Origin of the sequence: Psychrobacter sp. PG1, from assembly GCF_014897815.1 — a bacterium.
In the GTDB taxonomy this organism is placed as follows: domain Bacteria; phylum Pseudomonadota; class Gammaproteobacteria; order Pseudomonadales; family Moraxellaceae; genus Psychrobacter.
This window is the reverse complement of sequence record NZ_JABUZG010000046.1, coordinates 42,786-68,916: the sequence shown is the minus strand read 5'-3', so window position 1 is coordinate 68,916 and position 26,131 is coordinate 42,786. Positions and strand designations below refer to the sequence as shown.

The 26,131-nt window shown below is 41.4% G+C and carries 21 protein-coding genes, 1 tRNA gene, 1 other RNA gene and 1 pseudogene; 22 read left to right on the top strand and 2 right to left on the bottom strand.

Annotation, left to right across the window (positions count from 1 at the left end; translation table 11 throughout):
* Nucleotides 1-25: 25 nt before the first annotated feature.
* Nucleotides 26-502: an SsrA-binding protein SmpB gene (gene smpB / locus INT03_RS03920; RefSeq protein WP_045453654.1), complete on the bottom strand. Its 477-nt coding sequence runs from the start codon at nucleotides 500-502 to the stop codon at nucleotides 26-28.
* Between the two features lie 358 nt (nucleotides 503-860).
* Here smpB and coaD point away from each other — a divergent pair, with 358 nt between their 5' ends.
* The 19 genes and pseudogenes from coaD to INT03_RS03825 all read left to right on the top strand — a co-directional run.
* Nucleotides 861-1,379 carry a pantetheine-phosphate adenylyltransferase gene (coaD, locus tag INT03_RS03915; RefSeq protein ID WP_045453657.1) on the top strand — a complete coding sequence of 173 codons (519 nt, stop codon included), beginning with the start codon at nucleotides 861-863 and terminating at the stop codon, nucleotides 1,377-1,379.
* A gap of 102 nt (nucleotides 1,380-1,481) precedes the next feature.
* Nucleotides 1,482-1,730: a YfhL family 4Fe-4S dicluster ferredoxin gene (locus tag INT03_RS03910; protein WP_021814308.1), complete on the top strand. Its 249-nt coding sequence runs from the start codon at nucleotides 1,482-1,484 to the stop codon at nucleotides 1,728-1,730.
* A 3-nt stretch (nucleotides 1,731-1,733) separates the two neighbouring features.
* A complete protein-coding gene (gene bioA, locus INT03_RS03905) occupies nucleotides 1,734-3,065 on the top strand; it encodes an adenosylmethionine--8-amino-7-oxononanoate transaminase (protein WP_193007723.1) in 1,332 nt (443 codons plus the stop codon).
* The gene (gene bioD / locus INT03_RS03900) at nucleotides 3,062-3,781 is read left to right on the top strand and encodes a dethiobiotin synthase (RefSeq protein ID WP_193007722.1); all 720 of its coding nucleotides are present in this window, start codon (nucleotides 3,062-3,064) and stop codon (nucleotides 3,779-3,781) included. Before bioA ends, bioD begins: the two co-directional genes overlap by 4 nt.
* Before the next feature lie 65 nt (nucleotides 3,782-3,846).
* Nucleotides 3,847-4,229, top strand: an RNA gene (rnpB, locus tag INT03_RS03895) — RNase P RNA component class A.
* Nucleotides 4,230-4,347: 118 nt separating this feature from the next.
* Nucleotides 4,348-4,424, top strand: a tRNA-Met gene (locus INT03_RS03890).
* A gap of 295 nt (nucleotides 4,425-4,719) precedes the next feature.
* Nucleotides 4,720-5,475, top strand: coding sequence for an ABC transporter permease (locus tag INT03_RS03885; RefSeq protein ID WP_226950229.1), 756 nt, complete (start codon nucleotides 4,720-4,722; stop codon nucleotides 5,473-5,475).
* A gap of 14 nt (nucleotides 5,476-5,489) precedes the next feature.
* A complete protein-coding gene (locus INT03_RS03880) occupies nucleotides 5,490-6,161 on the top strand; it encodes an ABC transporter ATP-binding protein (protein ID WP_193007720.1) in 672 nt (223 codons plus the stop codon).
* Entirely contained in the window at nucleotides 6,139-7,245 is a 1,107-nt protein-coding gene (locus INT03_RS03875; RefSeq protein ID WP_226950228.1) for a capsule biosynthesis protein, read from the top strand. The genes INT03_RS03880 and INT03_RS03875 overlap by 23 nt, the downstream gene beginning before the upstream one ends.
* Before the next feature lie 55 nt (nucleotides 7,246-7,300).
* A complete protein-coding gene (locus tag INT03_RS03870; RefSeq protein ID WP_193007719.1) occupies nucleotides 7,301-9,082 on the top strand; it encodes a polysaccharide biosynthesis/export family protein in 1,782 nt (593 codons plus the stop codon).
* Nucleotides 9,083-9,162: 80 nt separating this feature from the next.
* Nucleotides 9,163-11,745, top strand: a complete 2,583-nt coding sequence (locus INT03_RS03865) for a capsular polysaccharide biosynthesis protein (RefSeq protein ID WP_193007718.1) — start codon at nucleotides 9,163-9,165, stop codon at nucleotides 11,743-11,745.
* 172 nt (nucleotides 11,746-11,917) lie between these two features.
* Nucleotides 11,918-13,150 (top strand): capsule biosynthesis protein, encoded by a 1,233-nt coding sequence (locus tag INT03_RS03860; protein ID WP_226950227.1) that lies wholly within the window; start codon nucleotides 11,918-11,920, stop codon nucleotides 13,148-13,150.
* A gap of 349 nt (nucleotides 13,151-13,499) precedes the next feature.
* Entirely contained in the window at nucleotides 13,500-15,296 is a 1,797-nt protein-coding gene (gene lepA / locus INT03_RS03855; RefSeq protein WP_193007716.1) for a translation elongation factor 4, read from the top strand.
* Nucleotides 15,297-15,399: 103 nt separating this feature from the next.
* Entirely contained in the window at nucleotides 15,400-16,302 is a 903-nt protein-coding gene (gene lepB / locus INT03_RS03850) for a signal peptidase I (RefSeq protein ID WP_193007715.1), read from the top strand.
* Nucleotides 16,303-16,447: 145 nt separating this feature from the next.
* On the top strand, nucleotides 16,448-16,840 hold the full coding sequence (locus INT03_RS03845) for a DUF4845 domain-containing protein (RefSeq protein ID WP_227685419.1): 393 nt from the start codon (nucleotides 16,448-16,450) through the stop codon (nucleotides 16,838-16,840).
* A gap of 120 nt (nucleotides 16,841-16,960) precedes the next feature.
* Nucleotides 16,961-17,758 carry a ribonuclease III gene (rnc, locus tag INT03_RS03840; protein ID WP_055125735.1) on the top strand — a complete coding sequence of 266 codons (798 nt, stop codon included), beginning with the start codon at nucleotides 16,961-16,963 and terminating at the stop codon, nucleotides 17,756-17,758.
* A 361-nt stretch (nucleotides 17,759-18,119) separates the two neighbouring features.
* Nucleotides 18,120-19,085, top strand: coding sequence for a GTPase Era (gene era / locus INT03_RS03835; protein WP_045443844.1), 966 nt, complete (start codon nucleotides 18,120-18,122; stop codon nucleotides 19,083-19,085).
* A 56-nt stretch (nucleotides 19,086-19,141) separates the two neighbouring features.
* Nucleotides 19,142-19,918, top strand: a complete 777-nt coding sequence (gene recO, locus INT03_RS03830) for a DNA repair protein RecO (RefSeq protein WP_193007714.1) — start codon at nucleotides 19,142-19,144, stop codon at nucleotides 19,916-19,918.
* Nucleotides 19,919-20,198: 280 nt separating this feature from the next.
* Nucleotides 20,199-20,516: pseudogene (locus tag INT03_RS03825) on the top strand (pyridoxine 5'-phosphate synthase); the annotation flags it as partial.
* Between the two features lie 20 nt (nucleotides 20,517-20,536).
* Here the strand turns inward: INT03_RS03825 and INT03_RS03820 are convergent.
* A complete protein-coding gene (locus tag INT03_RS03820; RefSeq protein ID WP_226950226.1) occupies nucleotides 20,537-21,262 on the bottom strand; it encodes a prepilin-type N-terminal cleavage/methylation domain-containing protein in 726 nt (241 codons plus the stop codon).
* A 560-nt stretch (nucleotides 21,263-21,822) separates the two neighbouring features.
* Between INT03_RS03820 and INT03_RS03815 the strand changes: the two genes are divergently transcribed.
* The 3 genes from INT03_RS03815 (at nucleotide 21,823) to mscL (ending at nucleotide 26,051) form a co-directional block, all read left to right on the top strand.
* Nucleotides 21,823-23,115, top strand: coding sequence for an OmpA family protein (locus INT03_RS03815; RefSeq protein ID WP_193007713.1), 1,293 nt, complete (start codon nucleotides 21,823-21,825; stop codon nucleotides 23,113-23,115).
* Nucleotides 23,116-23,471: 356 nt separating this feature from the next.
* Entirely contained in the window at nucleotides 23,472-25,322 is a 1,851-nt protein-coding gene (gene typA, locus INT03_RS03810; RefSeq protein WP_193007712.1) for a translational GTPase TypA, read from the top strand.
* A gap of 285 nt (nucleotides 25,323-25,607) precedes the next feature.
* Complete coding sequence (gene mscL / locus INT03_RS03805; protein WP_193007711.1) at nucleotides 25,608-26,051, top strand: large conductance mechanosensitive channel protein MscL; 444 nt, start codon at nucleotides 25,608-25,610, stop codon at nucleotides 26,049-26,051.
* Nucleotides 26,052-26,131: the final 80 nt, after the last annotated feature.

The following is a 26,131-nucleotide window of genomic DNA, read 5'->3' as shown; positions in this document are numbered from 1 at the left end:
AACACCAATCTGTTGAAAGAGAGCTTTAATCTAAATCCTTCTTGAAACCTCGCTGCTTATCACGTTCCCAATCACGGTCTTTAAGCGTTTTACGTTTGTCGTGCTGTTTTTTACCCAATGCCAAGCCAATTTGACATTTCACCAGCGAGTTTTTCCAATAGCAGGATAATGGCACGCAGGCATAGCCTTTTTGGTTGACTGCACCCATTAACTTTTCGATTTCGCGGCGATTAAGCAGCAGTTTACGGGTACGGATACTATCAGGACTGACATGCGTCGAGCTGGAAAGCAGCGGTTGAATATGGGCACCAAATATAAATGCCTCATTATTACGAAAAATAATATAGGCTTCGGTGATGGTCATTTTACCCGCGCGAATGGCTTTTACTTCCCAACCTTGTAACGACAATCCTGCTTCAAACGTTTCTTCAATAAAATACTCGTGTCGAGCTTTTTTGTTCGCACAAATTTGATTCTCTGGTTTTTTTGATTTTTTTGACATAATTTCTCCATAAGGACTGCCTACAACTACAAAGTCCTTATCTGACTAGTCCTACTGATTCCTCATCCTAACTCAATAAATGGCATTGTCTTTTATTTGGTTTATAAAATGGATGAGTCGAACCGCCTATTGTAGCAAAGCCTCTAACAAAAATGTAAGTCGGCTATTAGGACAAATGTAGCCAATATAGTCGAAGTCATTTAAGGGGGGTACACAGCAATCGGGCGCAAACAGAAGACTGAGTACATTAAGTGAGGTTAAGGCGGTAACTATTTACAAATGCATCGACGATAAGTATTAAGTTTGAGCAAAATTTGCTAGCATATAGCCTACTATTACTGACCCTATTAGCCACGCTATGAGCCACTCTACTTCTGCTAACTCCTCAAAGCTGCACACTAGAATTTTATATCCTGGTACCTTTGATCCTATTACCAATGGTCATGTGGACTTGGTCACACGCGCCACCAAACTGTTTGACGAGGTGGTGATTGCGGTTGCCTCAGGACATCACAAAAAGCCTTTATTTAACTTTGAGGAGCGCGTCGCCTTAGTCGAGACGGTATTTGCTGACTTACCACAAGTATCGGTGGTGGGTTTTGAAGGTCTACTCGTTGACTTTATGCGTGAAAAAAACGCCACTGCTGTCTTACGTGGTCTGCGTGCGATGTCAGATTTCGAATATGAGTTTCAGCTGGCCAATATGAACCGTGAGCTTGATGAAAACTTTGAAGCAGTATTTTTAACGCCATCGCAGAATTACTCATTCATCTCCTCGACGATGATTCGAGAAATCGCCAAACTCGGTGGTGATGTGACTAAATTTGTCCCACCATGTGTCTCACAAGCTTTTGCTGAAAAACTCAATCTTAGATAGCAAAATACCTGCTGACAATGAAGATGTGTCGAACATTTAAACGCATCGAAATCGTCAAAGCCAACGATACAAGTGCTATAAGCAAAATATAAGGAGCAGTCTATGGCGTTATTAATTACTGATGAATGCATCAACTGTGATGTGTGTGAGCCTGCCTGCCCAAACGAAGCCATCTCAGAAGGCGATGACATTTATGTGATTGACCCTGATTTATGCACCGAATGTGTCGGGCACTTCGACGAGCCGCAATGCGTAGTCATTTGCCCTGTGGATTGCATCCCTCATGATCCCAATCATGTCGAAACCGAAAGCGATTTGTTGTCAAAATATAAACGCATTACTGGTCAATAAAATATGACAACATCACTCTCATCTACGAAATCAACGAACGACTTTGACCAGCAACATCTCTGGCATCCTTATGCCAGCTTACCGCCGACTTATCCTAATATTGTGATTGATCACGCTGATGGTATTTATATCGTCACGCAAGATGGCACGCGTCTGATCGATGGGATGTCATCTTGGTGGGCGAGTGTCCATGGCTATAATCATCCCAAGCTGAATGCAGCGATGATTGAACAATTGGGTAAAATGGCGCATGTCATGTTTGGTGGTTTGACCCATCAACCCGCAATAGATTTGGGCAAAAAACTGCTGTCAATTGTGCCTGCTGGACTGGATGCCATATTTTATGCCGATAGCGGCAGCATTGCGGTAGAAGTAGCATTAAAAATGGCATTGCAATATCAAATTGCTGCTAAGCGTCCGCAAAAGTGCCAATTTGCCTCGACCCATTCAGGTTATTATGGTGATACGTGGCATGCGATGAGTGTCTGCGACCCTATCAATGGCATGCATAGTCTCTATGGCAAGCAATTACCTATGCAGCATTTTGTGCCAGCTCCGCCAATGGGCTTTGAACGTGATATTAGCCAGTCTGAATATGATGAATTAACGGATTTCTTTGATAAAAATAGCGATAAGTTGGCTGGATTTATTATCGAGCCGATTATTCAAGGCGCAGGCGGCATGCGCTTTTATAGTCCTCAATATTTACAATTGCTTCGCAAATTGTGTGATAAATACAAAGTAGTACTAATTGCTGATGAAATCGCGACTGGTTTTGGGCGTAGTGGCAAATTATTCGCTTGTGAGCATGCGAGTATCAGCCCTGACATCATGACGATTGGTAAAGCATTAACTGGCGGTTATATGACTTTTGCCGCGACTTTATGTACTCGAAAAATTGCTGATACCATTAGCCAAAGTGATTATCCGGCACTGATGCACGGTCCGACCTTTATGGGCAATCCGCTGGCTTGTGCCGTCGCTTGTGCCTCAATTGATTTAATACTCTCCTATGATATTGAAGCGCGTACTGCAAATATGCAACGGACTATGGAGCAGCAGCTAGCGCCAGCTGCGCTGCTAGACGGTGTTAAGGAAGTACGCTGTCTGGGCGCAGTTGCCGTCATTGAGCTAAATGAAGCGGTTGAGATGCCTATCTTTCAGGCTTTATTGATTGAGAATGATATTTGGATCAGACCCTTTGGGAAACTGGTTTATATCATGCCGCCATATGTGATTAGCGAATACGAACTTGTCACTCTTTGCGAAGCGTTATTAAAAGTGGTGAGCACGTATTTAAGCCAAGCTTATTTAACGCAAAAAGGTCAAGAATGAGCGTTCTCTTTATCTCCGGTATCGATACCGACATCGGTAAAACTTATGCGACGGGTATGATTGCCAAAGCGCTTATGCAGCAAGGTATTAATCTTATTACCCAAAAGCTGGTGCAAACTGGTGTCGCAATAAATCCAGATAGTGGCGAGATAGGAATTGCTGATGATATTATTATCCATCGTCAGCTGATGAACCTTCCGTTGCAACCTTGCGATCTCAATTTCACCACTTGTCCATATCGTTATGAGAAGCCTGCATCACCGCACTTAGCGACTCGGTTATCAGGGGAAGTGCTAGATCCTGAACTGATCACTAGTGCCACCAAACGATTGCAAGCTGAGTATGACTTGGTATTACTAGAAGGTGCTGGTGGGTTGCTCGTGCCAATAACGGAGCAGTTATTAATTTTAGATTATATTGCTGCTCAAGGTTATCCGATTGTTTTGGTTACTTCTGGTCGTTTGGGCAGTATCAACCACACATTACTGAGTTTAGAGGCAATAAAAGCACGTGGGTTATCGGTACATAGCATCATTTATAATCATATCCATGACGATGCTGCTCAGACAGATGAAGAGATATCCACTAGTACAATAGAATTTTTGCAAAATTATTTAGCTAAGCATTATCCAAATACGAATTGGTTATCTTTACCTGTGCATGGGAATGATAGCTGTAATAATGTAGATTTTATACTCCCTGAAAACTTTATATAAATCACCTTTAAAAATAAGCTAAAAAACTTTACGAAAGCAAGATTAATTTTGCTATACTAGCGCGCTTGGTAGACTAGGCAATCGCCGCTGCACACTGGCAACAGATGAGCAGGGGAGGAAAGTCCGGGCTACATAGGGCAGCGTGCCAGCTAACGGCTGGGCAGGGTAACTTGACGACCAGTGCAGCAGAGAGTAGACCGCCTTTGGCTTATATGAGTATCGCAAGATATTCATGTCATCGGTAAGGGTGAAAGGGTGCGGTAAGAGCGCACCGCGTGTCTGGCAACAGTTCACGGCATGGTAAACTCCACGCGTAGCAAGACCAAATAGGCATCGGCATGGCGCGGCCCGCGTTCGATGCGGGTAGGTTGCTTGAGCGTACGAGCGATTGTACGCCTAGAGGAATGATTGTCCACGACAGAACCCGGCTTATCGGTTTACCAAACCTTTTTTATTGTTCGTGATAAAAATGCAGCTAATTTGAATAAACTTCATATTTTCTGCAAAAAATGCCCTTTAGGGGTTGACGACAGTCAGCAGCTTGGGTAAAATGTGCATCCTAAAATGGCGATGTAGCTCAGCTGGTTAGAGCGCATGACTCATAATCGTGAGGTCAAGAGTTCAAGTCTCTTCATCGCCACCATTTTTAGCAATACCTGTAATATTAAAAAAACCAATCACTATTTGATTGGTTTTTTTTTGCCTAAAATAAATTATTTCAGAATATGAGGAATGGCTCAAGTCGCACCATAAAACATTATAATTACCTACTGATTTCTTGCTAAATCATAGCTTTATCTGTTTAGGTACAGATTAATTGTTGTAACTTATGTCCCGCTTACTTATCATAGGGGCTGTTTTCGGTAAAGTCCTGTAACGCCATGTCTGTACAATTACCTCCTTATCGTCCTATTAAGCACCGCAGTGGTCTAAAAGTCATGGGTGCCGCATTTCATGCTTTGCTGATGCGTGAGCTGCAAACCCGCTTTGGTGGTTATCGCTTGGGCTATCTGTGGGCGCCATTAGAGATAATGTTTCAAGTTGCTATTTATTTGATCATATTTGGCGCTATTATGACCCGTGTGCTGCCAGGAATGGACTACATGTTATTTCTGGTGGCAGGCCTAGTGCCTTTTCGTATGATGAGTACCATAGCAACACGAGCGTTAGGAGCAGTTGAGGCCAATCAAGGGCTTTTAATGTATCGATCAGTACGTCACATTGACGTCATTATTGCCCGCTCATTTTTAGAGCTAGTGATTTATTTTTTTACCTTTGTACTGTTGTTAGTCATACTTGCTTTTATTGGTATTCCTATCAGTCTTGCACATTTGAACGTAGTATTGTTTTGTTGGTTGACCTTATTTTTGTTTGGGTTTGGTCTAGCGATGATTATGATGGTTGTCGGTTATTATGGTGGTGAAATCAGCAAAATTATAGGTTTGATTTTTACTATTTTATATTTTATATCTGGGATTATGTATTCTATTCATATTATTCCTGAGCCATATCTAAGTTATTTATTATATATTCCATATGTCCATAATATAGAGCTAATGAGAAATGCACTATCTCCCACTTACCCTGCATATCATATTGATATAGGCTACTTTTTAAAGTGGATGGTTGCAGTAAATTTCTTGGGTCTGCTCATGTATAAAGCGGTAGAAAGAGACTTAATACGTTCTAAATAACGACAGGTAAGTGAATGATTGAAATTAGAAATGTTTCTAAGTCCTTTATGACCAAACAGGGTCGGCATTATCTCTTTAAAGATTTGAATCTGACCATTGGTGATAAAAAAAGTGTTGGTTTACTCGGTCGTAACGGGGCGGGTAAATCGACTTTGCTGCGTATTATTTGCGGACTAGATAAGCCTGATCACGGAGAGATTATTACCGACTCGACGATTTCTTGGCCAGTAGGGGTAGCCGGCGGTTTCCAAGGTAGTTTGACGGGTCGTCAAAACGTCCGCTTTGTTTGCCGTCTTTATTCAAGCGGTCCCTATATTGACGAAAAAATTCGTTTTGTCGAAGAGTTCGCAGATATCGGAAACTATTTTGATATGCCGGTAAAAAGCTACTCTTCAGGGATGAAAGCACGCTTAACGTTTGGTTTAAGCTTGGCCTTCGATTTTGATTATTATATGCTTGATGAAGCAGGCGCTGTGGGTGATGCGGCTTTTCGTAAGCGTAGTGAAAAGATATTGGCCGCGCGCCGTGAACAAGCAGGGTTTTTGATCGTATCGCATAACATCGGTGATATTAAGCGTAATTGTGATATTGGTATTGTGCTAATGGATCAAACAGCACACGTCTTTGAAGACACAACAGAAGCGATTGAGGTATATGAAGAGCATGTCCACAAAGCGAAAAAATAAGATAATTGACTTCTCGCTGTTTATTGGCTTGGTGGTCCTCCCTTGGGTATTGGTGATATTTTATGTCATGACCATTGCTCATCCGCGGTTTATTTCGACGGCTGATGTGGTGGTCAAACAAGTCAGTGATACCAGTGTGCCTTCTGGCGGTGGACTGTCGGCCTTGTTGGGTGTGAACAGTACCAGTAAAGAAGATGCGACTTATCTGACCGAGTATATTCTATCCAATGATATGGTGAAGCGCCTTGATAATAAGTTCAAGTTCCGCGAAGCGTATCATGTCGATGGCTCAGATCCGCTTAATGAGATTGAGCCTGATGCCACACAAGAAGAGTTACTTGAGTACTTCAAAAAGCGTGTACACATCAATCTTGATGAACAAAGCTATGTGCTGTCAGTATCGACAGAAGCCTTTGATCCAAAGTATGCTTTTGAGCTGAATAAAACGATCCTCAATGAGTCTGAGCAGTTCGTCAACCGTATTTCACAAGAGGTGGCTCGTGATCAGCTGGTATTTGCTGAGACACAGTTAGATGAATCACAAGATCGCCTGAATGATGCCAAAGAGCAGCTATTAAAGTATCAAAACGAAAATGAGATCTACGATCCACAATCCAATGCTCAAATTGTGAATCAGCTGATTGGTAGTTTGCAAGCGCAATTAAGCTCATTACGTACCGAAGAGCGTCAATTACTCAGCTATCTAAATCCAGATGCACCGCAAGTAGTGTCATTAAGAAGCCAGATTAAAGCAGTCGAAGAGCAAATCAACCAAGAGCAAACCAAGCTGACATCACCGAATACCACCAAGTTAAACCGTCAAGCGGTACAGTTTGAGACTATCAAGGCAGATGTTGATTTCGCTACTGAGCTCTATAAATTGTCGTTATCTTCACTTGAGAAGGCACGTTTAGAAGCCTTTAAAAAGATGAAAAATTTGATTGTCATCTCAACACCATATCAAGCTGAAGAAGCAACTTATCCACGCCGTGCTTATATTATTTGGACGTCGCTAGCATTACTTTTAATGCTTTATGGATTTGTGCGCCTAGTGATGGCGGTTGTCCGTGATCATCGTAGCTAGTTTTAACACACCAGATATCAGTAATGATCGATAGATCAGCAAAGGAATACCACTCATGAATATGAAACCACGTCCTATTGTGACCGTGATAAAAGTGTTAAGTTTGGCCATGGCAGCCAGCAGTGTATCAGCACTAGCAGCAGGCAGTTATGCTGATCAAATCTCAGGATCTAGCTTTGGCACCAGCAATAACAGCATGAGTCAAGACCAAAATAGCAATAACATCAATGTCTCAACACAGGCATTTGCAGGTGGTGTATCAGGACAGGCGACCGCGCAAGAAGCGGTTAATGCCTCAAGCTTGCCAAGTCAGTCAGTCATCAATACCACGCGCCCCTATCAAGAAATCAATACGCAAGACATGATGTTTGGTGAGCAGCTCTTCCGTGGAGCATTTTCGACCACCTCTGGCTCTACCTTTAATGACAGTTACGTGATCAACCCGGGTGATAACGTCCAAGTACGGATGTGGGGCGCTTATCAATATGCTGCTACCATGACCGTCGACCCACAAGGCAATATTTTCTTGCCAAATATCGGTCCAGTACGTGTCTCAGGTGTGCAAAATGGCAGTCTACAAAATGTGGTAAAAAGTGCTGTCAGTCGTATTTATCGCTCGAACGTTGGCGTGTATGCTTCATTAGAACAAGCACAGCCAGTAAAAGTATTTGTAACAGGTTTCGTTAAACAACCTGGTTATTACGGCGGTTTAGCAGCAGACTCTGTATTGTCTTATTTGGATAGAGCAGGCGGCGTTGACCCAACACGTGGTAGTTATATTGATATTCAAATCAAACGTAATGGGCAAATGCTACAGCAAGTCAACCTGTATGATTTTTTACTAGCGGGTAAATTACAAGCATTCTCTTTTCGTGACGGCGATGTGATTACGGTCGCGCCGCAGAAAAAAACCTTTGAAGTAGGCGGTCAAGTCCAAAACGAATATACCTTTGAATTTGATGTGAACGATCTGACCATTGGTGATGTATTGCAAGTGGCCAATCCAGCAGCAAATGCGACCAACGTTAGTATCACTCGCAGTGCAGGACGCGCGCAGACGGCAGAATATTACTCGTTGGCAGAAGCTCAAAACGTGCCTGTTTATAATGGTGATCAGATGGTAGTTACCTCCGATCGCTATGCGGGCACAATTGCGGTGCAAGTAAAAGGTGCGCATACGGGTAATGGTGCCATGGTTGTACCATATGGTGCTCGCTTAAAGGACATCGTGCCACAGCTACAGCCAAGCCCACTCGCTAAACTGACTCATCTGACCATTTATCGTGAGTCTGTTGCTGAGCAACAAAAACGCATGATTAATGAGTCGCTCGATCGCCTAGAAGAGCTGACGCTTGCCACGCAGTCGACCACTCGTGAAGAAGCTGCACTGCGTCAAGACGATGCAGCGTTGGTTAAGCAGTTTGTTGCCAAAGCGCGGAATGTTAAAACGACGGGTCAAATTGTTGTCGTCCCGAATTCGTGGCAGGATATTATTCTGCAGCAAGGTGATATCATTGAGATACCTGCGCAAACGTCTGTCATTACCGTTAATGGTCAAGTACGAGCACAAGGCGCGCTGACCTTTAATCCAGATTATACCGTTGGTGATTATGTTGCCAATTCAGGCGGTTTCTCTGACAATGCTGATGTTAAAGAAATCTTGATTATCCATCAAAATGGCGCCAGTGAGGTGGTCAATACCGCTTATCGTATCCAGCAAGGCGATGAGATTATGGTATTACCGAAAGTCAAAACCAAGCGCGTAGAAATTGCTCGCGGCTTATCGCAAATTGTTTATCAGTTGGCCATTGCTGCCAAAGTGGTTCTCGATTTATAACCATTATTGAAAAGTTGTATAACAAGAGAACAAGTCATTTGCATAGATAGATGCAAAAGTAATGAATAAGGGTGTTAAAAATGGCAAAAAGCGCGGCAGATGATGTCAATGTGGCAGTGACCTCTCACTCTGATAATGCCTTGCTTTTGCCATCATCCCCATACCAATTGCCACAGCATTTGGCGTTCATTGGTAAAGGTATGCGTCAAAATAATGTACTTTTGTCTCAGGTATTGCAAGCAGATATTCAGCGCTGGTATCCGTGGTCAGGTATACAGCAACGTATCAATGCAGATAAAACGCATTTACTGTCTGCATTGCCATTACCAAACATGATAAAAAATCAGATAACTCATTTGTCCAGTTCCTCTCTCTCTTGTCAGCAACCCGATGCCTTTATCGGTTGGGGTCGCAAAAAAAGTTATCAACGAGCTAATAAAGTGGCTACTCGGCAAAAGCTTGAGACATTGAGTGTCGAAGATGGCTTTTTGCGCTCATTAGATTCTGGTATTGGTAGCCGTCATGGCCTGAGTGTCGTCGTTGATGACCTTGGTATTTATTTTGATACGACGCATGACTCACGCCTTGAGCGGCTGATTATTGCGCGTACTAAAAATGCTACTACGCCTAATAATTATGAAATAGATGACGCGCGTGCGCGGCAATTGATGGCACGTATTTGTAATGAGCAGCTCAGTAAATATAACGCAGTGATCGATTGTCCATCCTTGGATGAATTGATAAGTGAAGACGGCGCTAATACAACGGCAGATTCCTTGAAATCGCATGTTTTATTGATTGACCAAGTGGTTGGTGATGCTTCTATCACCGGTGCGGGCGCGGATAAACGTCAGTTTAAGAAGATGTTAAAATCTGCGTGTCGTAATCATCCTCATGCCCATATTTGGATAAAGGCACATCCTGCGTCAAAATCAGGATACCTGACCCGTTTAAAACTACCTAAACAGGTTCGGCTATTAACTCAAGCATTCAATCCTATACAGCTATTAGAGCAAGTTGACCATGTTTATACGGTCAGCTCACATATGGGCTTTGAAGGGTTGATGTTAGGTAAAGCATTACATTGCTTCGGGGTCAATTGGTATAGTGGCTGGGGTCTAACTGATGACAGCGGCGCACCCAAAAAGCTGCTTAAAGCGGTCGAAAAACGTCGTCAAAAACTTGTCAGCAAACTGCTAGAGGCTCAGGGACATTCAAATCCTGCGTTGTTTCCTACATCATTTGCTAAAAAAATATCTGCGACGTTAGAAACGTTATTTTATAGCGCCTATATAGATTATAGTCGTTATGTAGATCCAGCCACCAAGCAAGCCTGTGATATTGATACAGCGATAGAATGGCTAGTGACTAATCGATATTGGCAAGCGCGCCTTGAAGGGGATCTCACGATATATGAATTTAGTCGCTGGAAATTACCATTTGTAAAAGCTTTTACGAATCTACCGCGTACGACATTATTTATCAAACCCAAGCCACGTCTCAAGAATTTATTGCATCCTGATCATTTTCGTGTTGATTATCAGCAGCCTCTATTAGTGTGGGGTTTGGCTAAGCGGCAACAAGTACAAAATAAATTACAGCGTAAGCTTGAGAAACAGCCACATTTATCCATACCGTCTATATACTGTATGGAAGATGGATTTATCCGATCAAATGGTTTGGGCGCGACGTTGTTAGCACCGTTGTCGGTCGTCATAGACAAGCAAGGCATTTATTATGATGCGACCCAGCCTTCAGATTTAGAGACGCTGCTATGCCATTGTCAGGTATTGAACCCACAGCAAAGTGTCCGTGTACAACAGCTGCAAGATAAATTGCTGAATCAGCGGGTGAGTAAATACAATGTTGGGGCTGAGGTCGACAGTGCTAATAACCAGTATACTTCTTGGATGCATGAGGCTAGGGTATCTGGCAAGCGCCGTATTCTTATCATCGGTCAAGTCGAAGATGATTTATCGGTGCAGTACTGCGGCTCAACGATCAAAACCAACAGCGGCTTGATTGAGCGTGTATGCCAAGACAATCCTGAGGCTTATCTTATTTATAAGCCGCATCCTGACGTTGAAGCAGGACTAAGGGCTGGTAAGGTTAGCGCAGATTTTTTACAACAGGTCAGTGCCGTCGCCTATGATACCGCGATGCCTGATTGCTTAGAGTGTGTTGATGAAGTACATACGATTAGCTCATTGACTGGCTTTGAGGCGTTGCTGCGCGGTTTAGACGTTACTTGCTACGGCTTACCGTTTTATGCTGGTTGGGGGTTAACGGCAGATATTGATGCCCAGTTTTCACCGAAAGCTGACTATTTAGAGAGACGGAAACGCGACACTGCATTAACGCTTGAGCAATTATTATATTGTGCGCTTATTCGCTATCCCTTATATCGTTTACCTAATGGCTACGGGCTTGCACAAGTAGAGCAAGTGATTGACTATTTATACCCTCCTAAAAGCGCTCCTTTGCTTAAAGATATTCATAATACAGAATCTCAAGCGCAAATATCTAACCCTATAAATAGCTCGATTAACCATGCGACTTCAGTTTTACCCACGCTATCTGAAAATTTTAAACGCCAAGCGACTACTCGTTTTATGCAGCAGCGTCATCAATGGCAGCAGCGCCTGCGTAAACTATCTCGTTAGTTTATTCTAAACTTGTGACGCAAATCCATTGCGACAAGTAGGGGCTTTTTCGGTATAATCAGTGATGATTGATGTGTATTCACACGGCTTAATATTCAAGTTGTTTAATAAATAATCCCGCTTTTATCCTTCATCTTCTCATTAATGGTAATTCAATACTATGGCAGCTTCGATGTCTCACTTGCTTACTCATCGACACGTCTTGCTGTTACAAGGAAAGATGGGCGGATTCTTTAACCGTTTTTCGACATTTTTGCAAACTCAAAATATTAAAGTTAGTAAGATTAACTTTAATGCAGGTGATGCATTCTTTTATCATCATGATAATACCTATGAATATACCGATACATTAGCGCAGTTCTCTTCTTGGTTGCAGGCTTTCATCGAAGAAAATAGTATTGATGCGATTGTCTGTTTTGGTGATTGTCGTCCGCATCACACCCAAGCTGCTTATATCAGTGAGCAGTTGGGCACCTCTTTTTTTGTATTTGAAGAAGGCTACTTGCGTCCCGATTACATTACATTGCAAGAATATGGCATTAATGGCTATTCGCGCTTAAATACGGCAGATATTAAAGCGCTCAAAAAAGCCAATGATAAACCATTGTATACTCACAATCGATTTTATCGTTTGAGTATCGCTGCGATTGTCTACTATATTATCGTTTGGATATACAAAAGTCGCTATCCGCATTATTCGCACTATCGCGGTATGACGGCGTGGCAAGAAGCAATCGCTTGGCTCAAAGCACCATGGCGTAAATTGCGAGGGTATTTACCTGATAAGCGATTGCAAAATAAGCTGACCAAAGAACAAAGCAATAATTATTTTTTGATTAGTTTACAAGTGCATAATGACTCGCAGATTACCCATCATAGTGACTATCGTGATGTGGTGCAGTTTATTGATGAGTCTATTGCCAGCTTTGCAGAGTATGCTGATAAGCAGCAATTACTAGTATTCAAGCATCATCCGTTAGATCGTGGTCATCGAGATTATCGCGAGCTGGTATTTAGCTTGGCTAGACGCTATCAACTGGCGGATCGTGTGTTTTATGGTTGCGACATGCACCTGCCAACCTTGATGAAACACAGTATTGGGATGGTGACCATCAATAGCACGACAGGTTTGCAATCGGTATATCACAAAAAACCTACCAAGATCATGGGTCGCGCGATTTATGATACGCCGAAACTGATAGATCAAAAACCACTTAATGAGTTTTGGCAACGACCTAACCGCCCAGACAATGAGTTTTATCTTAGATTCCGTGAATACTTGATAGAGCAAACTCAGATCAACGGGGCTTTTTACGGTAAGTCACCATGGATGCATAAATATCTGCATAGCGCAGGATGTGAACCCATAGAGAGCGATCTGTCCAAAACCAATACCCCTCAGTAGATTATTGATTGTTCATATCCAGTTAGCATGAGTCTTGTCGAAGTAAGTAAGGTGCTATCAAGCCGCCCGTTTTCTATCTGTACAGTTATCCGCTCGTAACTTCACTTGTAAATCATCCTTCTGCTAATAAAATCGCCTTACTTTATGGTAGAAAACTGCTAGAATACTCTTTCATGCCTGCGCGTAAGAGTTGACGTCCTGAGCGGTTGATTGGAGATGATAATATTGGCAAATAAGCTGATTCTAATTATTTTCTCTTTAACGATGGACAGCTATTTTAGCGGTTGCGCCTGACAGCATTTATTTCTTGATTTTATTATTCTATCACCCTTAATTTAGTAGGCGCTTTGTGACTGCATTAGCAAATATTCGTAACTTTTCAATCATTGCCCACATTGATCATGGCAAGTCGACGCTTGCTGATCGTTTTATTCAAATGTGCGGTGCCTTGCAAGATCGCGAGATGCAGGCGCAAGTACTTGACTCCATGGATATTGAGCGTGAGCGCGGTATCACCATTAAAGCGCAGTCGGTAACCTTATTCTACGATCATCCTAATGGTGAGCGCTATCAGCTCAACTTTATCGATACCCCAGGACACGTTGATTTTTCTTATGAAGTATCGCGTTCACTAGCCGCTTGTGAAGGGGCGCTATTGGTCGTTGATGCCGCGCAAGGGGTGGAAGCTCAGTCCGTGGCTAACTGCTATACTGCCGTTGATCAGGGTCTAGAAGTCATGGCGGTACTAAATAAAATTGATTTGCCACAAGTCGAGCCAGAACGCGTCATTCAAGAGATTGAAGACATCATTGGGATTGACGCTGTTGATGCACCACGAGTTTCTGCTAAATCGGGTTTAGGTGTCGATAAACTGCTAGAAGCATTGGTTGAATTTATCCCTGCACCGACTGGTGATCGTGATGCACCCCTACAAGCATTGATTATTGACTCTTGGTTTGATAACTATCTAGGCGTTGTGTCTTTAGTTCGGGTACGTGAAGGTACTATCCGAAAAGGTGATAAGCTTTATATTAAATCAACCAAAGAATCGCATTTAGTCGGCTCGATCGGTGTCTTTACGCCCAAGCCTGTCGATACGGGTATCTTGGAAGCGGGTGAAGTCGGTTTCATTATTGCTGGTATCAAAGATATCGCTGGCGCGCCAGTGGGTGATACGATTACCCACGCCAAAACGCCAGACGTTGAGCGTATTCCAGGTTTTAAACAGATTACGCCGCAAGTCTATGCCGGTATGTTCCCTGTTGATTCTACTGATTTTGAAAAATTCCGTGAAGCGCTACAAAAGCTACAAATCAATGATGCGTCATTGTTTTTTGAGCCTGATACCTCAGATGCACTAGGCTTTGGTTTCCGTTGTGGTTTCCTTGGTATGCTGCACATGGAGATTATCCAAGAGCGTTTAGAGCGTGAATATGACTTGGATTTGATTACTACTGCGCCATCCGTTATCTACGAGATCGTCAAGAAAAATGGCGATATCATGTATGTTGATAATCCATCAAGACTCCCTGAGCCGAATAATATTGAAGAGTTCCGTGAGCCCATTGCCCGCTGTCAGATTTTAGTACCGCAAGATTACTTAGGTAATGTCATGACGCTTTGTATCGAGCGTCGTGGCGTACAAGTTGATATGCGCTTTATGGGTCGTCAAGTACAGCTGATCTTTGATATTCCGATGGGCGAGGTGGTCATGGATTTCTTCGATCGTCTAAAGTCAGTTTCACGCGGATTTGCCTCACTGGATTATAACTTTGAACGGTACCAAGTCGATAAGCTGGTCAAAGTGGATGTACTGATTAACGGCGAAAAAGTTGATGCTTTGGCTATGATTGTGCATGAAACCCAATCACGCTATCGTGGTAATGCATTGGTGACTAAGATGAAAGAGTTGATTCCGCGTCAGATGTTTGATGTGGCAATTCAGGCGGCAATTGGTAGTCAAATTATCGGCCGTAGTACAGTGAAAGCCATGCGTAAAGACGTCTTGGCTAAGTGTTATGGCGGTGATGTGTCGCGTAAGAAAAAGCTATTGTCTAAGCAAAAAGCCGGCAAAAAACGTATGAAGCAAGTCGGTAATGTGGAGATTCCACAAGAAGCCTTCTTAGCGGTATTGCAGGTTGAATAAGCCATTACTAATTGCGGGTCAACGATAGTTTTGTTAGTGTAATTAGTGGCGCAGTTGATAGTATAGATAGCCAGATAAGTCGCTCGTTAATAGGCAATTGAGTATGGATTTCGATTTTAATTTAATTTTAGTACCATTAACCATTGGTTTGGGTATTATTTGGCTATTAGATAAGCTGACCCTGAAACAACGTAAAACTCGCGGGCGTGGTCAAGAAAGTCTCTTGGTACGCTGGGCTTATGATTTTTTCCCCGTATTGGCAGTGGTGTTAATAGTACGCTCGTTTTTGATTGAGCCTTTTAATATTCCCTCATCTTCTATGGTGCCGACATTATATACGGGCGATTTTATTGCGGTTAATAAGTATGCCTACGGGGTGCGCCTACCGCTGACGTATAACAAAGTGCTGGATACGGGCGCGCCTAAGCATGGTGATGTGGCGGTATTCCGCTATCCTAAAAACCCAAGTATTTATTATATCAAGCGTGTCATTGGTTTGCCTGGTGATACTGTTAGTTATGATCAAGGAATACTTTCTATCAATGATATCCCAGTTGACACTAAGCCTGTCGATTTTGCGGCAAACCCTGAGTTGACCTCACAGCTTTATTTACCAGGACAAATTGGTCCAGGGCAAGTACTGACCGAAGACAGTGCGGCAGCGATGGGTGAGCAAGAAGAGGGTGAGGCGCAATACTTTCAGGAAACACAAGGTGAAAACAAGCATCTTGTTCGTTACTTGAATGGTATGAATAGTTCTCAATATGCACCATTTTTGCAGCAGCAATCGCCAGAAGTGGTTAGCTCAGCAGGTACTAAATGGCGTATTAGCGTTCCAAAAGGTCAGTATTTTGTGATGGGCGATAACCGCGATCGTAGTGCTGATGGTCGGTTTTGGGGATTTGTTCCTGATGAGAATTTAGCGGGTAAAGCGGTTTATATCTGGATGCATAAGCCACCCGGACTTAATTTACCAACCTTTGAACGCAATGGTACTATTGATTAAGATTATGTAATTAAGATTATGAGATGCTCTATTGGTTGATTTATCGATAATAGTTTTATGCTAATATTGTTGCTATCTAATAAATGGCTACCTAGTATTTCGGTAGCTCCTAAAAATAGTTGTTTACCAGTAGAGGGATATCATAGTGCAGCAATTATCTGGAATCGCCACACAGCGTGGTGCTAGCGTAACGAGTATCGTTTTAATTATTCTTGTGTTAGGAGTTGCTGCCAAATTGATGGTTGCTATCATACCTGCTCAGATTGGTGATTATCAATTGACCAAGACCTTAAGCGCACAGCTTAAGGAGGCAAATAATAATAATGAGACGGCCAAACAGTTTGTCGAGCGTGTTAATAGACAGTTATCTATTAATGCTGATTATGATACTCAGGCGGAAGACGTATTTACTTTTATTGATAAAAAGACGGGACAATTGGCTATTCGTAAAGAATATGCAGTCACCAACAATTTCTTTGGTAATGTTGATATCGTTAATCGCTTCGAAGGTGATATCGATATGACAACAGCAGAGTAACTAAAAAGAGTGTTAGATCATTCTTAAACTTTTTAATATCTAAATGTTTTTATAATATTTATTAATCCATACTATTACTAACCAAATCAGTAAAACAGAAGGGATAACCACAAGCCACGCATGAAACCAACTTTGCAGCATTCCCAAGCGATTCCTACTCCTCAACAAAATAGCACGTCTGTCGACACGCTGATTGTTAGCTCAGAATTTATTCAACAATTAGCCGTATTAACACGCAAGTTAGGCTATGTGTTTAAGGACTTGAGTCTTCCCAAACTTGCGTTGACACACCGCTCATTTGATAGCAAAAAAAATTATGAGCGTTTAGAGTTTTTAGGAGACGCTCTGTTAGGAATGATTGTGGGTGAGGCTTTATATCATCGCTATCCTAGCCAAAATGAGGGTCGCTTGACTCGTATGCGTGCCACCTTGGTACGTCAAGAATCATTGGTCATCATTGCGCAAAACTTAGAGCTCTCTAATCATCTGATATTAGGGATAGGTGAGCGTAAAGGTGGTGGGCGCAATCGCGCTTCTATATTGGCTGATGCCGTGGAGTCTTTGATTGGTGCTATTTATTTAGACAGCCAAGATTTGGATATTACTCGCGATTGTGTTCTCTCATGGTATGGTGATTTGATTGACAACGTTAATGACCAAAAAGCGTTAAAAGATGCCAAGAGTCGATTGCAAGAGTGGCTACAATCTAAGCAGTTTGATCTGCCACATTATGAGCTGATGGAAACACGTGGTAACGCGCCGCATCAAATTTTTGTTGTACGTTGCCATGTTAATATCAATAACTGTGTTGATATTACTGAATCTGGTGAGAGCCGCCGTATCGCTGAACAAAAAGCAGCAGAACTAATGATTAACCAATTGCATAAACTGCCGAGCTCAGCTAAAAAGCGATCCTAACTAGGATTAACCTATGGATCGCACATACCACTTTTTTTGACAATATATGTTAAGTGACGTTTTAAGAGTCGTTTATTTGAATTAGCGTAAACGTCACACATTTCAAAACCTTAAATATTTCCCAGCCGATAATGGTTTTGCTTTTTTAGTGCTAATACAGCCAATAAATCATTAAGCACCATTTAACTGGGTATAAATTCTATAGGATTAACCTATGAGCAATCGTACTGACTTGCCATCCAACGATGAAGATAATGCCAAAAATATGACCGAAAACACAGAATTGAATCAAAACCAAGATAATATCGATACTACTAACGATGGTATCAATCAAGCAGAAGATATTACTTTAGACAACGATATGGCAATTGAAGAATTCTTTGCCCCTAGTAGCCATGCAGGTATTGCTGATGATTTTAAAGCAGGTTATGTCGCGATCGTTGGACGTCCAAACGTTGGTAAATCGACTTTGATGAATCACTTATTGGGTCAAAAGCTGTCTATTACATCACGTAAGCCGCAAACGACTCGTCACCGTATCCACGGTATTTTGTCAAATCATGAGATGCAGGCAGTATTCGTTGACACGCCGGGTATTCATCGCAATGAAGTACGTGCTATTAATGAGCGTATGAATAAAGCTGCGGTATCTGCATTAGTAGATGTTGATTTGGTATTATTCGTTGTTGATTCAGATCAATGGCGTGATGATGATTTGTTAGTTCTACAAAAGCTTGGCGACACCAATTTAAATGTGGTATTGGTTATTAACAAATCTGATACCTTAAAAGATAAAGGCAGCGTGTTGCCGTTGATTGAGACGTTTAATGACAGTTTTGATTTTGCCGATATCGTACCAGTATCTGCCTTAAAAAACCAAAACCTAGATCGTCTACAAGAAGTGATTGCTTCACACCTGCCTATTGCTGCTCCTATCTATGATACCGAGCAAATTACTGACCGCTCAGAACGATTTTTGGCCAGTGAAATTATCCGCGAAAAAATCATGCGTAGCGCTGGTGACGAAGTGCCATATGACTTAACTGTACAGATTGATGGGTTCAAAGATGAGCCTGCGCACACCGATCCAAAGACAGGGCGTCCACGTAAGGCTTGTACTTTCATCGATGCGACTATTTATGTTGAACGTAGTGGTCAAAAAGCCATTGTAATTGGTGATAAAGGTCAGCGTATTAAGCAAGTGGGTATGGATGCTCGTAAAGATATGGAGCAGTTGTTTGATAAAAAAATCATGCTGACACTGTGGGTGAAAGTGAAACGTGGCTGGTCTGATGACGAACGTGCATTGACTAGCTTAGGATATTGATTGAAGAATAGCGCTTGAATCACTTTTCTATGGTTTTGATGCTGAGGTGATAAAAAATGCGCAATGAAGCGTTAATCGGTTATTTATTGCATCAGCGTCCTTATCAAGAAAAGCGTGCCTTATATTATCTTTTTTCTCAGCAACATGGCGTGATCCATGGTATTGGGAAAAAAGGCGCGCCATTGTTCATGCCATTGCAGCTCTTTGCCACTGGTAAACGCGATTTAAAAACGTTTAGTCAGATCAGTATTGCATCGCAACACACAACTCAAATAGGCATAGCAAAAGATGATGGCATTGCCACTGTTGTAGAAACACTGCCCTACGAAAATATTACAGGTCAACATCAATATGCAGCGTTGTATTTAAACGAAATACTATGGCGGTTGTTGTCGACCGAAGACCCAATGCTAGTATTATGGCTACATTACCAGGACAGTCTGTCTCAGCTTAGACGACCTTTGAGCGCCAACGAATTACGGTTGTGCTTGCGCCAATTTGAGCAGCATTTATTCAATGAGTTGGGTTTTAGCTTAATATTGACGCACGATAGTATTGAAAACATCATTCAGCCTGACGATTCTTATCGTTTTTTACCTGATGTTGGTTTAGTGCCTGTCTTGCAGAATGATATACAGACTGAGCATTTAGACAATACTATGGGGCAATTTTTTTTTAAAGGTACTGATATTATCGCAATGACGCAGTTAGGTATTACTGACAAAACCTTAAATAATTGGTCAAAAATCCATCGACAGCTTATTGACCATTTACTGGATTATCAACCATTGCAAAGCCGCCTACTATGGCAGCAGCAACAGCGTTACCAATAAATAATAGTGCTACTCTCAAAGTGCTATAACCAATCTGATTGGTGCTGAGACTGTCTAAAGTTTCATATTCTTGTACCGTTGATCAGTCGATTGGGTTTCGTTATCAAAAAAAATCTTATGACCACTGCTTCATTACCTTCATCTAACAACCCTTTGCAAAAACCTATATTAGGTGTAAACATTGATCACGTAGCAACTTTACGTTAAGTGAGTGGGGTTAGTTATCTAAGTCCTTTAGCCACCGCTCTTTGGTGCAAGAAGGCGGCGCTGATGCTATTATTTACATACAGGCGCTTATGCTGAGGCAAGCTTGGTAGCCGATATGAACATGCAAAATACTGAGCTGAAACGAATTAAGCAAGCTGTTGCTACTGCTCGACGCAGTGATAATAACCTCTTAATTAATGCAGGTCATGGTCTGACACGTGATAATGTGAATGCTATCGCACAAATTGAGGGTATTTATGAGTTGAATATTGGTCATGCATTCATTGCAGACGCTGTATTTGTAGGACTCGAGCAGGCCGTCATTATGATGAAAGAAGCAATGTATATAGAGCTATCAAAAAATATCATTGGTAATTTATGTGAGTGGTAACTTATGCCATTAGTAATTTCTTATTCGTCACATTCGGTGGGATGATCTTCATTAAGTTTTTGTTTAATAATACCTCCTTGGTTAAATGATATTAGATACATTGCTTCATTATAAGCAACGATGGGACAGTATTTTATATGACCAAAATGTCCTCGTGGTTTACCACTATCACCCCAAAATTTGGTGTAGTGGCGTCGACTTCCAACTCGTAAACTTAGCTTACTGTATTTAGGATTTAAAGACTGCTGAACGACTAATGAATCTACCTGAGCATCAAAGTGATTATTGTCATTTTTATCTATGAATAACAAAAGCGTCTTATCGCTGTCTCTATGGCAGCGCCCTCCAGTATCAGATAAGCAAACAATGACATTCTGTCTTCTGATGTAACTCTCAGCCTTGGCTAAGGCAAGAGAATTCTCTAACTGACTTTGAATCCGTTTGGCTTCCATACGTGCTAATTGTGTTCGTATGACTGGGGCTACGATCATCACTATAATTGCTAATACACATACAGTGACGATAAGTTCAACCAGCGTAAAACCCTTGTTATTTCTATTAACAGTGCTTGGGTCTGTTCTATTGTTTGTATTAGGTGCTCTTTTATAGAGAGATACTATATATCTTTGATATACATAAAGAATCAATCGGCTTTGAGCTAGCCTGTGCTTATTTGAAGTAAAAACCCATAACATAAATGCTGAGAGCTTTTTATAACTTGATAATGTTTTATGCAGCAATGCCATGAGGCTTGTTACCTATAATAAGTAGTTTAGTTCAATAAAACAGTCTCGCTTCTTTAAATGTTATTCAATCCAATCATTGCGTAAAATCGAGCCAATATGCTCGTGAAATTTTGCAGTAATGATCAGATTTATGATGTATGAAATAATGTTGAGTGCTATAATATAAACAGAATATATGTCTACTGTCAAAAAATGTTTCAATTAGTGAATGACTGGTTTTAATAATAGAGAAAAAATACTAACTGTACTAAAATACGCCCAGACAATAGATACTGTTAGGTTTACTATCTATTGTGAACTGACATACAAAAGATAAAAAGCGTAAGGTGTGTTAGTTCTAGGTAACTTAAGCTGGTTATTGTGTTTTAGTTACGACATTATCGTGTAATAATGTGTAGCTCGTTAACGAAAAAAGTTGTAAACTGAATTGATAATCGCTAAGCTACTCCTTAATTGGTTTTGCTTTGTCACTTAAAATTCGTAAAAGATGTCTATTTTAGAGCATCTTGAGAAGCGGTTTTGCTTAATGCATCACTCAAATTATCCTTTGGAGGAAGTCCATGAAATTGAATAAAATTGCTCTAGCTCTGGTTGCTGTAGCAGCTGCACCTTTAGCAGCTAATGCTGGCGTAACTATTAGCCCATTGTTACTAGGTTATCATTACACTGGCGAAGCTCATGACGAGCAACGCGAAATTTTGAAAACTGGTAAAAATTTGTATGAGAATGTCAATGGCGACCCTATGGCTAATGCTGATGGTCGTGGTAATGACAATGGTGGCGTAGCTAAAGAAAGCAGCTTATACACTGGTGCTGCACTAGGTATCGAACTAACTCCTTCTACTCAGTTCCAAGTAGAGTATGGTGTATCAAATGCAAACGGCGAAGCTTCTGAAGATTCTGCAAAAGCTGGTGTTAACCGCTTTGACGTAGAACAAACCATGCTTTCTGGTAACTTCTTAATCGGTACTGAAGAATTTACTGGTTATACTGATAGCGCATTCAAGCCATATGTATTGGTTGGTGCTGGTCAATCTAAGATTAAAGTAGAAAACCAAGAAACTTACACTAAAACTGGTGAGACGAATCCTACTACTGCTGGTACTGAAGTTGCAGAGTCTAAAGATACTATTGGTAACCTAGGTCTAGGTGCTATGTATCGTATCAACGACGCTTTAAGCCTACGTGGTGAAGCTCGTGCGATTCATAACTTTGATAACAACTGGTGGGAAGGCATGGCTTTGGCCGGTCTAGAAGTTGTACTTGGTGGCCATTTAGCTCCTACAGTAGCAGTACCACCAATGCAAGAGCCAGTTATCGATACTACTCCAGTAGTCGTAGTTGAATCTGATCTTGATTCTGATGGCGATGGCGTACCTGATAGCATCGATGCATGCCCAGGCACTCCTATGAATGTCGTAGTAGATGAGCGCGGTTGCCCAGTACCAGTAGATATTACTGATGAGCTGAAAATGGAACTACGTGTATTCTTTGATAACGATAAATCAACGATCAAATCACAGTATCAACCTGAAATCGCTAAAGTAGCAGAGAAGATGCGCGAGTATCCTAACTCTACAGCACGTATCGAAGGTCATGCTTCTAAAACTGGTCCTTCAGCACGTTATAACCAACGTTTATCTGAAGCCCGTGCCGTTGCTGTTAAATCTATGTTGACTAACGAATTCGGTATTGCTCCAAACCGTATATCAACAGTTGGCTATGGTTATGACCAACCAATCGCTCCAAACGACACTGAAGAAGGTCGTGCTATGAACCGTCGTGTTTATGCCATCATCACTGGTGACAAAACAATGACTGTTGAACAAACTAAAGATATGGTTGTTCAGTAAATAGTATTAGATCAATTGTTTTACTAAATATATAGTTACAAAAAAAGTCACCTAATGGGTGGCTTTTTTTTATTTATGGATTGAGAAAAGCAAGTTATTACATAAATTTGTGAAGCAATAATGTTATACTAGCTGCCCAAACATTCTGTAAATTGACAGAATGTACATTAGCATAGCTATCTGTATGATGAATTTATCAGTGTAGATACTTGATTATATTGAAATTATTTGATTAACCGCATCTATTGTGCAGTCTTCTAAAAGTAAGTACTCAATATCTATCTGGTTGATGATAAAAGTTTATCCAGCGGCGCTTATTGCTACTGCATTTTTTTAAGACGAAACGAGCATTTTATATGGCGAACGATATCAAACACCTGCGTAACATTGCAATTATTGCCCACGTTGACCACGGTAAAACAACTTTGGTTGATAAGTTATTACATCAGTCTGGTACTTTTGGCGACCGTGCAAACATTGCTGAACGTGCAATGGATTCAGGCGATATTGAGCAAGAACGTGGTATTACCATTTTGGCTAAAAATACAGCCATCCGCTGGACAGATAAGACTGATGATACTGAATATCGTATCAACATTGTTGACACCCCAGGTCACGCCGACTTTGGTGGTGAAGTTGAGCGTGTAATGTCTATGGTTGACTGCGTGCTTCTAGTCGTTGATGCGGTTGATGGCCCAATGCCACAGACCCGTTTTGTGACGCAAAAAGCGTTCGAGCAAGGTCTAAAACCTATCGTTGTCATCAATAAAATTGACCGTCCTGGCTCACGCCCTGACTGGGTAATGGATCAAATCTTTGATCTTTTTGATAACTTGGGTGCAACTGATGAACAGCTTGATTTCCCAGTTGTTTATGCCTCAGCATTGAATGGTATTGCAGGTTTGGAAGCTGACGATTTGGCTGATGACATGACACCGCTTTTCAAAACAATTGTTGATGTGGTTCAGCCTCCTCAAGTTGATGCTGACGCACCTTTCCGTATGCAAATCTCAAGCCTTGATTACAACAGTTTTGTTGGCGTTATCGGCATTGGTCGTATTCAGCGTGGTAAAGTTAAAACCAATACTCAAGTGACTGTAATCGACAAAAACGGCAATACCCGTAATGGCCGTATTTTGAAAATTATGGGTTATCATGGTCTTGATCGTATTGATGTTGAAGATGCACAAGCTGGTGACATCGTTTGTATTACTGGTATTGATTCGCTTAATATCTCAGATACGATTTGTGATCCTAGTGCTGTCGAAGCATTACCAGCATTAACGGTTGATGAACCTACCGTTTCAATGAACTTCCAAGTAAATAACTCACCTTTTGCTGGTCGTGATGGCAAGTTTGTGACCTCGCGTAATATCCGTGAGCGTCTTGAGCGTGAATTGATTCATAACGTAGCATTACGTGTAGAAGATACAGAATCTCCTGATAAATTCAAAGTATCAGGTCGCGGTGAGCTGCATCTATCTGTATTGATCGAAAACATGCGCCGTGAAGGTTTTGAGATGGGTGTTTCAGGCCCAGAAGTTATCGTTAAAGAAGTTGATGGTAAATTACAAGAGCCGTATGAAAACGTTGTTTTTGATATTGAAGATGAGCATCAAGGTTCTATCATGGAGCAGGTTGGCTTGCGTAAAGGCGAGATGACCAATATGGAGCTTGATGGTAAAGGTCGTATGCGTATCGAAGCGACGATGCCTGCCCGTGGTTTGATTGGTTTCCGTTCTGAATTCTTAACGTTGACTTCAGGTACAGGTATCATGACGTCAAGCTTCTCACATTACGGTCCACAAAAGATCGGTGATGTTGGTGGTCGCTCGAACGGTGTTTTGGTTTCTATGGCGAAGGGTGTTTGCTTAGGTTTCGCGCTATTTAACCTACAAAAACGCGGTAAATTGTTTGCTGAGCCACAGCTTGAAGTTTACGAAGGTATGATCGTTGGTCTTAACTCACGTAACGATGATATGGCTGTTAATCCAACGACTGCTAAGCAGTTAACCAACGTTCGTGCGAGTGGTACTGATGAAGCATTGACGTTGACTCCAGCAGTCAAGTTCACACTTGAGCAAGCGCTTGAATTCATTCAAGATGATGAATTGGTTGAAGTAACACCTAAGGCGATTCGTCTACGTAAGCGCTATTTGACTGAAAGTGAGCGTAAGCGTCACGGCCGTGGTAAAAAAAGTGCTTAATATTAAGCCATGAATTACTGAGTAATTTATTGGACTGATATTTTATAGAAGCATTTGATGCTGTTGTTATTTACTAATGGGCATCAAGATAACTGAATAATTAGCAGTGTAGAGTGAACTAAATATGGTTCATTCTATGCTGCTTTTTTTGGTTGTAATTTCCATAGAATATAGACAGAATAACTGACAGTAGTAGTGTTTCTTACTATTACTCTTAAGGCTCAAGATTGGGTCGACTGTTGAGATACTTATTCGATTATAGATTGGTATTTTGAGGAGAAAATAATGAGTATGGTTTCTGAGTTTAAAGAATTCGCTCTAAAAGGTAATGTGATGGACTTAGCGGTCGGTGTCATTATCGGTGGAGCATTTGCTACTATCACAACGTCCTTAGTTGAAGACATTATTATGCCAATAGTGGCCTTCATAGCAGGTGGCGAAATCAATTTCAAAAACATGTTCTTAGTGTTGGGTGATGCGCCTGAAGGTGTTGCCATGACCTATGATGCTCTCAAAGCAGCTGGCGTTCCTGTATTAGCCTATGGCAGTTTCATTACTGTACTGATTAATTTCTTAATTTTAGCATTTATTATTTTTATGATGGTTAGAATGGTTAATAAAATGCGTCGTAAAGAAGAAGTGCAAGAGTTGGTAAAACAACCTTCAGAAGAGGTGCAATTGCTTCGTGAGATTAGTGCTAAGTTAAGTAACAACACTGTTTCAAAATAAAATATGGTGATTTGATTAAAAACACAAAAAAGGCTAACACGACGTTAGCCTTTTTTATGGATATTTTATAAATGCATTGT

Excerpts from the sequence above, each read along its gene's own strand:
- lepB (WP_193007715.1), top strand. The coding sequence starts at position 15,400 with ATGGATTTCGATTTTAATTTAATTTTAGTACCATTAACCATTGGTTTG.
- recO (WP_193007714.1), top strand. The coding sequence starts at position 19,142 with ATGCGCAATGAAGCGTTAATCGGTTATTTATTGCATCAGCGTCCTTAT.
- bioD (WP_193007722.1), top strand. The coding sequence starts at position 3,062 with ATGAGCGTTCTCTTTATCTCCGGTATCGATACCGACATCGGTAAAACT.
- typA (WP_193007712.1), top strand. The coding sequence starts at position 23,472 with ATGGCGAACGATATCAAACACCTGCGTAACATTGCAATTATTGCCCAC.
- coaD (WP_045453657.1), top strand. The coding sequence starts at position 861 with ATGAGCCACTCTACTTCTGCTAACTCCTCAAAGCTGCACACTAGAATT.
- INT03_RS03875 (WP_226950228.1), top strand. The coding sequence starts at position 6,139 with ATGTCCACAAAGCGAAAAAATAAGATAATTGACTTCTCGCTGTTTATT.
- INT03_RS03820 (WP_226950226.1), bottom strand. The coding sequence starts at position 21,262 with ATGGCATTGCTGCATAAAACATTATCAAGTTATAAAAAGCTCTCAGCA.
- INT03_RS03815 (WP_193007713.1), top strand. The coding sequence starts at position 21,823 with ATGAAATTGAATAAAATTGCTCTAGCTCTGGTTGCTGTAGCAGCTGCA.
- rnc (WP_055125735.1), top strand. The coding sequence starts at position 16,961 with ATGAAACCAACTTTGCAGCATTCCCAAGCGATTCCTACTCCTCAACAA.
- INT03_RS03910 (WP_021814308.1), top strand. The coding sequence starts at position 1,482 with ATGGCGTTATTAATTACTGATGAATGCATCAACTGTGATGTGTGTGAG.
- INT03_RS03865 (WP_193007718.1), top strand. The coding sequence starts at position 9,163 with ATGGCAAAAAGCGCGGCAGATGATGTCAATGTGGCAGTGACCTCTCAC.
- INT03_RS03885 (WP_226950229.1), top strand. The coding sequence starts at position 4,720 with ATGGGTGCCGCATTTCATGCTTTGCTGATGCGTGAGCTGCAAACCCGC.
- smpB (WP_045453654.1), bottom strand. The coding sequence starts at position 502 with ATGTCAAAAAAATCAAAAAAACCAGAGAATCAAATTTGTGCGAACAAA.
- INT03_RS03860 (WP_226950227.1), top strand. The coding sequence starts at position 11,918 with ATGTCTCACTTGCTTACTCATCGACACGTCTTGCTGTTACAAGGAAAG.
- INT03_RS03880 (WP_193007720.1), top strand. The coding sequence starts at position 5,490 with ATGATTGAAATTAGAAATGTTTCTAAGTCCTTTATGACCAAACAGGGT.
- era (WP_045443844.1), top strand. The coding sequence starts at position 18,120 with ATGGCAATTGAAGAATTCTTTGCCCCTAGTAGCCATGCAGGTATTGCT.
- bioA (WP_193007723.1), top strand. The coding sequence starts at position 1,734 with ATGACAACATCACTCTCATCTACGAAATCAACGAACGACTTTGACCAG.
- INT03_RS03870 (WP_193007719.1), top strand. The coding sequence starts at position 7,301 with ATGAATATGAAACCACGTCCTATTGTGACCGTGATAAAAGTGTTAAGT.
- mscL (WP_193007711.1), top strand. The coding sequence starts at position 25,608 with ATGAGTATGGTTTCTGAGTTTAAAGAATTCGCTCTAAAAGGTAATGTG.